This window comes from Micromonospora phytophila (genome assembly GCF_023656545.1).
Classification (GTDB): Bacteria; Actinomycetota; Actinomycetes; order Mycobacteriales; family Micromonosporaceae; genus Micromonospora; species Micromonospora phytophila.
On record NZ_JAMOKF010000273.1, the window covers coordinates 1 to 7497 of the forward strand.

A 7497-nucleotide genomic window follows, 5' to 3' on the forward strand; every position below is an offset into this window, starting at 1 on the left:
ACCTCGGCCCGTTCACCGTCGTCGTCGAGGGCGTCGACGCCCGCGACGACCCGGGTCACGCCGAGACGCCGTTCCGCCTCGGCCGCGCGGTCGTAGACCGGGCCGGAGCGGAGCATGGCGTACCGCAGCGGGGCGAGGTCGAGCACGCGGCGGCCGGCGGGCGTGGCGACCTCGACCTGCGACCAGCTCGCCGCCAGCACCGGGTCGAGGTCGTTGCCGGGGCGGTCCCAGAACGCCCAGGTCCGGTCCTGGCCCCGCCGGTGCACCGGGTCGATCACGGCGACCCGCAGGTCACGCACGCCGTGCCGGTCCAGCGCGGCCAGTACGAGGGAGGCGGCGCCACCCCCGCCGACCAGCGCGAGGTCGACGTCCACCGGTGCGGAGAAGTTCACGCGACCACGCTGCCACACCGCCGCGCGGGGCCGGCCGGCGACCGGGTGCGCCGCGACGCCGGAACTTCGAGCGGAGCGGGTTGAGGAGACCCCGCAGATGACGGCGTCGCCGCTGCGGGCGGCCCCGGGCGAAGTAGTCCCGCACGTCCGCCAGGTAATGGACCGCCCAGTCCAGCTCGCCGCGCACGCGGCGTCACCGGCACGCTCCGCCGAAGCATCACGGAGCGTGTCGTGACTCACCGTGACCCGCTTCCGCGACGCCGGCACCGCACTTCCCGCGCTTTGCTCTGCACCCGGATGCGCACCACCTCGCTGAGCTGGCCCGACCGTCCGGCTCGGCGGGGCGGGCCGTCAGTGACGCGCCACTCTCGGTAACCGGCGCGGATAGGGGTGCAGAGCAAAGGGGCGGCGGGGGCGTCGACCGCACTTGTCCCCGATCGCCCTCCGTGATCGTGACGCCGGTCGTTCGCCGCGGGTGGAGTTCGCCCGGCAAGGCAGCAACGGCCGGCTCCGGGTCGGGTCGGGCGACGGGCAGGGCGGTTATCCCGTTGATCGACGAGCTGCGGTGTGCGACGGTCGCGCGGTGAGCGACTGGCGGACGGTGAACCGGGCCAACTGGGACGAGCGGGCGGGCGCCCACGCGGCGTCGCCGGACTACGCGGTCGAGCGGTTCGTCGCCGATGCCGCGTACCTCAGCGAGGTGGTCCGCTTCGACCTGCCGCGCCTGGGCGACGTGGCCGGTTTGCGCGGGGTGCACCTGCAGTGCCACATCGGCACGGACACCGTCTCGCTGCACCGGCTGGGCGCGCGGATGACCGGCCTGGACTTCTCCGGCGCGTCCCTGGCCGAGGCCCGCCGCCTCGCCGCCCGCGTCGACGCCGCCGTCGACTTCGTCGAATCCGACGTGTACGACGCGCCGGAGGCGCTGGGCCGGGAGGTGTTCGACCTGGTCTACACCGGCGTCGGCGCGTTGTGCTGGCTGCCGGACGTCCGCCGGTGGGCGCGGGTGGTCGCCGCGTTGCTGCGTCCCGGTGGCCGGCTGTTCCTGCGCGAGGGGCACCCGATGCTCTGGGCGGTCGACGAGAGCCACCCGGACGGCGTGCTCGCCGTGGAGCACCCCTACTTCGAGTTGCCCGAGCCGACGGTCTGGAACGAGTCCGGCACGTACGTGGAGACCGAGGCGACGTTCACCCACAATCTGACGCACGAGTGGAACCACGGGCTGGGCGAGGTGGTCACCGCGCTGCTGGACGCGGGGCTGGACCTGACCATGCTCCAGGAGCACGACAGCGCGCCGTGGGACGCGCTGCCCGGGCGCACGGTCCGCGACGCCCACGGCGAGCACCGGCTGCGGGACCGGCCGTGGCGGCTGCCGCAGACGTACACCCTTCAGGCCCGTCGCCGCGGCTGACCGCGCCGCAGGAGCCGCGGGGGGTGCGCCCGGTGTCCCGGCCGGTCGCGGGTGACCGCGGGGCTCAGCGGCCTCCGGCGCGCGTGCGGTAGACGACCTGGCGGCGGAGCGGGCCGGCGTCGACCTCCGGGTCGTCGAAGTCGTCGGCCGGGTCGGTGGTCATGCCGAGGCGGCGCATCACCGCCTGTGAGCGCAGGTTCGTCGCGGTGGTGATCGCCAGGATCTCGGGCAGCCCGACGGTGTCGAAGCCGTACCCGAGCACGGCGCGGGCCGCCTCGGTGGCGTAGCCGTGGCCCCAGGCGGCGCGGGCGAGCCGCCAGCCGGCCTCCACGCCGGTGAACGGCATCCCCTCGTCGACCCGGTCCAGCCCGGCGAAGCCGATGAACTCACCGCCGTCGCGCAGCTCGACGGCCCAGAAGCCGTAGCCGAGGCGGTCGAGGTCCGCCTGGAAGGACCGGGCGGAGGCAGTGGCTTGCTCGGCGGTGAGCGGCGGGCCGAGGTGTTCACGCACCTCGGGGTCGGCGTTCATGGCGGCCCAGGGCGCGAGGTCGGACTCCCGCCAGCTCCGCAGCAGCAGTCGGTCGGTCCTGATCTCCGTCACCGGGCGAGGTTAGTCGCCGCCCCCGGGCGGGCGGAAGCCGGTTTCCCGGTGGGCGACGAAGGGTCGTAGACGGGCGCTTTGCGTGCGGACCTCGCGGGAACGCGTCGGGCGACCAGCGGGGGCATCCGCCACCGTCAGGTGGACACGTGACGGCAACGAAGAATTCTCATTTTCACCGGATCGAGACCCCAACCCTCCTAGTGTTGGTCACACCGGTGCTAGTCACGGAGTTGGCCGCCCGAACGACGTCCCACGCAGTCAGCGGACGAAAAGTGAGGGAAGACGCGTATGAAGGCAAAGACAGTTCTCGTATCGGCGGCGGTCGGCGTGGGTCTCGGCACGCTCCTGCTGCCCGGGGTCGCACTGGCCGACGTCAGGGTGTCACCGGCCACCACTCCGGTCGGCGGAACGGTCGTGCTCACCGCGACGACCTGCAACCCGAAGTCCGGCGACGCGATCTTCCGCGTCACCGGCCCCAACCGTGACCAGAACGTCCGGTCCACCACGGCCGCGGCCGGCGGCGGGCTGAGCGCCGAACTCTTCACCGCCGGCTTCACCCTGGGCACCTACACGGTGACCGCGACCTGCGGCGACGGCAGCCCGGCCGGCAGCGCGACGTTCACCGTCACCCCGATCGGCGGGGCCCCGGCCGGCGGCCGCGAGACCGACGACGGCGCCGGGGCGCTCGCCGCCGGGGGCGTCCTGATCGGATCGGCCGCCGGGGGCGCCCTGATCCTGGCCCGCCGGCGACGTCACATGGCCACGGCCACGCTCTGACCCGGCGCCCCGCGCCGTCCATCCCTGCAACGGGTGCCCGCACCGGTGACACCGGGGCGGGCACCCGGGCGAACGCGTACGGAGGTGGAAACGTGTCGCGACGCAGACCCGGATGGGCGGCCACGTTCGTCGCCCTGCTCGGCACGACGGGGCTGGCGCTGGTCGCCGCCGGGCTGACGACGACCCCGCTCCCGCCGCGGCCCGGGGCCGCCGACGCGCCTACCGGGTCCCGTCCCGCGCCCTCGGTACCGCCGCTGCCCCGCGCCGACCCGGTCGACGTGCAGATCCCCGCCATCGGCGTGCGGGCGCGGATCGTGCCGGTGGGCGCCGACGCCAAGGGAGAGCTGGAGGTGCCGCCGCTGGACCGGCCCACCCTGGCCGGCTGGTACCGGCACGGTGTCAGCCCCGGCTAGCCCGGCAACGCGGTCCTCGTCGGACACGTCGACTCCGCCGCCGGCCCGGCCGTCTTCTTCGAGCTCGGCCGGCTGCGCACCGGCGACACCGTACGGATAACCCGCGCCGACGCGAGCGTGGCCACCTTCGCCGTGGACGGCGTGGGGTCGTACCCGAAGAGCCGCTTCCCCACCGACCTGGTCTACGGCCCCAACGGCGCCGCCGGACTGCGCCTGATCACCTGCGGCGGCCGGTTCGACCAGCGCAGCGGCAACTACGTCGACAACGTGGTCGTCTTCGCCACCCGGGTGCCGTGACCCCGCACCGCGCCGATTCGCGTACGGTGTCGAGCGCGGAGGCTGGCGACCAGGAGGTGGGCGGGTGGGTCACCCGGTACGCGAACGGCTGCGCCTGCCGGCGCTGTTCACCCGGCTGCTCGGCCGGCCCGGGCCCGAGCAGCAGCCCGGCCGGGCGCCCCGGCGGACCAACCCGGACGCGGTGGTCGACTGCGCCGTCTACGTCAACGGACAGCGCGAGCCGGGCCGGCCGCACTACGCCGACGCGTACGCCCGCAGCCGCCGCAGCCGCAACGCCTTCGTGTGGCTGGGGCTGCACGACCCCGGGCCGGCGGTGATGGCGGCGGTCGGCCGCACCTTCGGGCTCGACGAGCTCATCGTCGAGCAGGCCCTCGCCGACGGGCACCGCCCCACCGTGCAGCGCGACGGCGACGTCACCCGGCTGGTGCTGCGCACCGCCGGCTACGTCGAGCACGCCGAGCTGACGCACGACTCCGAGGTGATCGACACCGGTGACGTGATGGTCCTGCTCGGCGACCGGTTCGTCATCACCGTCCGGCACGGGGCGTCCGGCGCGCTCGCCCCGGTCCGCGACGACATCCAGCGTCGCCCGACGGTGCTCGCCGAGGGCCCGTGGGCGGTGGCGTACGCGGTCTGCTCCCGGATGGTCGACCTCTACCTGGAGGTCGCCGGGCACGTCGAGCGGGACCTGGAACGGGTCGAGGAGACCGTGTTCGCCCGGGACCGCTCCGCCGACATCCAGCACATCTACCAGCTCAAGCGGGAGGTGGTGGAGTTCAAGCGGGCGGTGCTGCCGTTGCAGGCGCCGCTGCGCTCGCTGCTCGACCAGCGGCCCGACAACCCGCCGCGCGGCCTGCACCGCTGGTTCGTCGACGTCGACGCCCGGCTGACCCGGGCGGTGGACCGGGTCGCCGCCTACGACGACCTGCTCAACTCGATCCTGCAGTCCCGCCTGGCGCAGCTCGCGGTGGACCAGAACAACGACATGCGCAAGATCGCCGCCTGGGCGGCCATCGCCGCCACCCAGACCGCCATCGCCGGGGTCTACGGCATGAACTTCACCAATATGCCGGAGCTGGGCTGGCGCTACGGCTACTTCCTCGCGCTGGGGCTGATGGCGCTGGCCGCCGTCACCCTGCACCGCCTCTTCCGCCGCTCCGGCTGGCTCTGACCGCCCTCCGAACGTCCGGATTTCCCCTCGTACGCGGCACCCGCTCACCCCGGCGGTGCGCGACTGGTGTGCGGCGGGCGCGGGCGGGTCAGGGCAGGCGGGAGAGGAAGCCGCGGACGCGCTCGCGGGCCCGGTCGGTGATCTCGGGGCCGTGGGTGAAGGCGGCCACGTCGTAGTCCAGCTCGCCCAGCACGTGCGCGGTCCGCTGGGTCATCCGGAAGTCGGCGCAGAACGCCTTCACCGGCCACCGGATGCCGGCCACGTTGAACAGCGCGTCCCCGGTGATCAGCACCCGGGTGGGCTCGTGCAGCAGCGAGACGTGCCCCGGGGAGTGCCCGGGGGTGTGCACCACCCGCAGGCCGCCGCCCACGTCGAGCAGGTCCCCGTCGGCGAGCGGCCGGGCGACCGGCACGGCCGGGAACCGACCACCGGCCAGCCGGGCGAACAGCCGGGCGCCCGTCACCGCCGGATCCGCCGGCGGCACCCGGCCCGCCTCGGCGTACGGGACGTCGGCGGCGTGCGCGGCGACCGGCGCCCCGGTGCGGCGGGCCAGCTCCGCGGCGCCACCGGCGTGGTCGGCGTGGGCGTGGGTGAGCACGATCCGGGTGACGTCGGACGGGCTCTTCCCGATCGCCGCCAGCCCCCGCACGATCCGGGCGGGCGCGCGCTTCAGCCCGCAGTCGACCAGCGTCACGCTGCCGTCGTCGTCCAGCAGGGCGTACGAGTTGATCATCGACCGGCCGGCGGTGGGGATGCGCCAGATGCCGGGGGCCAGCAGAACCGCCGCCGATCGCGCCATCGGCCGAGTGTAGCGGCATAGCCGCCGGTCTCTGCCCCGCCGCGAGTGGAGCCGCCACGACGGGGGTACCAGGGGCGGCACGGACCCCAACCCCGGCCGGGAGGACAGGCAGATGACCGCCAGGGAGCCAGCCGAGATCGCGCAGGCCGCGGTCGCCACCGGCGTGAAGAAGGCGCGGCTGCGCTGGGACAAGACCCTCGTCGGGTCGTTCCTCGCAGGGGCGTACATCGCCTTCGGCGCGCTGGTCGCGATCGTGGTGTCGGCCGGGCTCGACCCGGCCAGGTGGGGAACGCTGCCGACGCTCTTCACCGGCGCGGCGTTCACCCTGGGTCTGGTGCTGGTCATCATCGCCGGCTCGCACCTGGTCACCGGCAACATGCTGCTGGTGCCGATCGGGGCGATGAACGGCCGGCTCTCCGTCGGCGACGTGGCCCGCAACCTCACCCTCACCCTGCTGGGCAACCTGCTCGGCGCGCTCTTCGTCGCCTACTTCCTGGCCGTCTCCACCGGGGTGATCGGCGACACCGGCAGCGACGCGGGGGCGCCGGCCGGGATGGCGTACGAGCGGCTGGCCGGCATCGCGGAGGCCAAGGCGCAGCACGAGAGCAACTGGCAAGTCTTCCTGCGCGGCGTGGGCTGCAACTGGCTGGTCTGCCTCGGGGTGTGGCTGGCGCTCGCCGCGGACAACGTCTCCGGCAAGATCCTCGGCATCTTCTTCCCGATCATGGCGTTCGTGGCGATGGGTTTCGACCACGTGGTGGCGAACATGTTCTTCCTGCCCGCCGCCATCTGGGCCGGAGTGCCCGGGATCGGCTGGCTCGACGTGCTGAACAACTGGCTCTTCGCGTTCCTCGGCAACCTGGTCGGCGCGGTTGTCTTCGTGGCGACCTCCTACTGGTACCTCTTCCTCAAGGACGACAGCGACGAGACGAAGGTCCCCGCGCAGCGACCCCGTGAGTTGGCCTGATCCCCGGCCGCTACCCTCGCGGAGGTGATGTGGCATCGGTACGTGGCGATCGGCGACAGCACCACCGAGGGGCTCGACGACCCCGACGGGGCCGGCGGCTACCGGGGCTGGGCGGACCGGTTCGCCCTGGCGGTGGCCCGGGCGCAGGGCGGCCTGGAGTACGCCAACCTGGCGATCCGGGGACGCACCACCGCGAGGATCCGCGCCGAGCAGTTGCAACCGGCCCTCGACCTCGCGCCGGACCTCGCCACCGTGGTGGCCGGCATGAACGACGTGCTGCGCCCCTCCTTCGACGCCGACCGAATCGCCGAGGACGTCCGCGAGATGCAGCGCGCACTGGTCGGGCAGGGCGCCACGGTGCTGACCTTCACCATGCCCGACCCGGTGCCGGTGATGCCGCTGGCCCGTCCGCTGCGCGGCCGGCTGCTGGCGCTCAACGAGGCGCTGCGGGCCGTCACCGCCGAGACCGGGGCGACCCTGGTGGACTTCGGCGCGCACCCCGTCGCCTCCGACCCTCGACTGTGGAGCGACGACCGGTTGCACGCCAACAGCCTCGGCCACCAGCGGATCGCCGCCGCGCTCGCGTACACCGCCGGGTTGCCCGGCACCGACGACTCGTGGACCCGCCCGCTGGAGGCGGCACCACGCCGGCGCGGGCACCAGGTGCTC

Annotated in this window: 8 protein-coding genes and 1 pseudogene; 6 read left to right on the forward strand and 3 right to left on the reverse strand. The window is 74.1% G+C overall.

The annotated features are described in order from the left end of the window. Window positions 1–410, reverse strand: a 410-nt coding sequence (locus NCC78_RS24325) for a lycopene cyclase family protein (RefSeq protein WP_250797275.1), incomplete at its 3' end; no start/stop codon positions are given. Between the two features lie 565 nt (window positions 411–975). Between NCC78_RS24325 and NCC78_RS24330 the strand changes: the two genes are divergently transcribed. Beyond that, entirely contained in the window at window positions 976–1803 is an 828-nt protein-coding gene (locus tag NCC78_RS24330; RefSeq protein ID WP_250797276.1) for a class I SAM-dependent methyltransferase, read from the forward strand. Window positions 1804–1867: 64 nt separating this feature from the next. On the opposite strand, the gene NCC78_RS24335 is transcribed toward NCC78_RS24330, so the two are convergent. After that, window positions 1868–2404, reverse strand: a complete 537-nt coding sequence (locus NCC78_RS24335) for a GNAT family N-acetyltransferase (protein WP_250797278.1) — start codon at window positions 2402–2404, stop codon at window positions 1868–1870. Between the two features lie 288 nt (window positions 2405–2692). Here NCC78_RS24335 and NCC78_RS24340 point away from each other — a divergent pair, with 288 nt between their 5' ends. The 3 genes and pseudogenes from NCC78_RS24340 (at window position 2693) to NCC78_RS24355 (ending at window position 5062) form a co-directional block, all read left to right on the forward strand. After that, complete coding sequence (locus tag NCC78_RS24340) at window positions 2693–3181, forward strand: hypothetical protein (protein ID WP_250797280.1); 489 nt, start codon at window positions 2693–2695, stop codon at window positions 3179–3181. A gap of 92 nt (window positions 3182–3273) precedes the next feature. Then, window positions 3274–3891: pseudogene (locus tag NCC78_RS32785) on the forward strand (class F sortase). A gap of 64 nt (window positions 3892–3955) precedes the next feature. After that, window positions 3956–5062 carry a magnesium and cobalt transport protein CorA gene (locus NCC78_RS24355; RefSeq protein WP_250797282.1) on the forward strand — a complete coding sequence of 369 codons (1107 nt, stop codon included), beginning with the start codon at window positions 3956–3958 and terminating at the stop codon, window positions 5060–5062. Between the two features lie 88 nt (window positions 5063–5150). Here the strand turns inward: NCC78_RS24355 and NCC78_RS24360 are convergent, their stop codons facing one another. After that, a complete protein-coding gene (locus tag NCC78_RS24360) occupies window positions 5151–5861 on the reverse strand; it encodes an MBL fold metallo-hydrolase (protein WP_250797283.1) in 711 nt (236 codons plus the stop codon). Between the two features lie 112 nt (window positions 5862–5973). On the opposite strand from NCC78_RS24360, the gene NCC78_RS24365 reads away from it, so the two are divergent. Further along, window positions 5974–6828 (forward strand): formate/nitrite transporter family protein, encoded by an 855-nt coding sequence (locus NCC78_RS24365; protein WP_250797284.1) that lies wholly within the window; start codon window positions 5974–5976, stop codon window positions 6826–6828. A 27-nt stretch (window positions 6829–6855) separates the two neighbouring features. Beyond that, window positions 6856–7497, forward strand: a 642-nt coding sequence (locus NCC78_RS24370; protein WP_250797285.1) for an SGNH/GDSL hydrolase family protein, incomplete at its 3' end; no start/stop codon positions are given.

Bases quoted from the DNA above. Each gene is read 5' to 3' on its own strand.
- NCC78_RS24340 (WP_250797280.1), top strand. From the start codon at position 2,693: ATGAAGGCAAAGACAGTTCTCGTATCGGCGGCGGTCGGCGTGGGTCTC.
- NCC78_RS24360 (WP_250797283.1), bottom strand. From the start codon at position 5,861: ATGGCGCGATCGGCGGCGGTTCTGCTGGCCCCCGGCATCTGGCGCATC.
- NCC78_RS24365 (WP_250797284.1), top strand. From the start codon at position 5,974: ATGACCGCCAGGGAGCCAGCCGAGATCGCGCAGGCCGCGGTCGCCACC.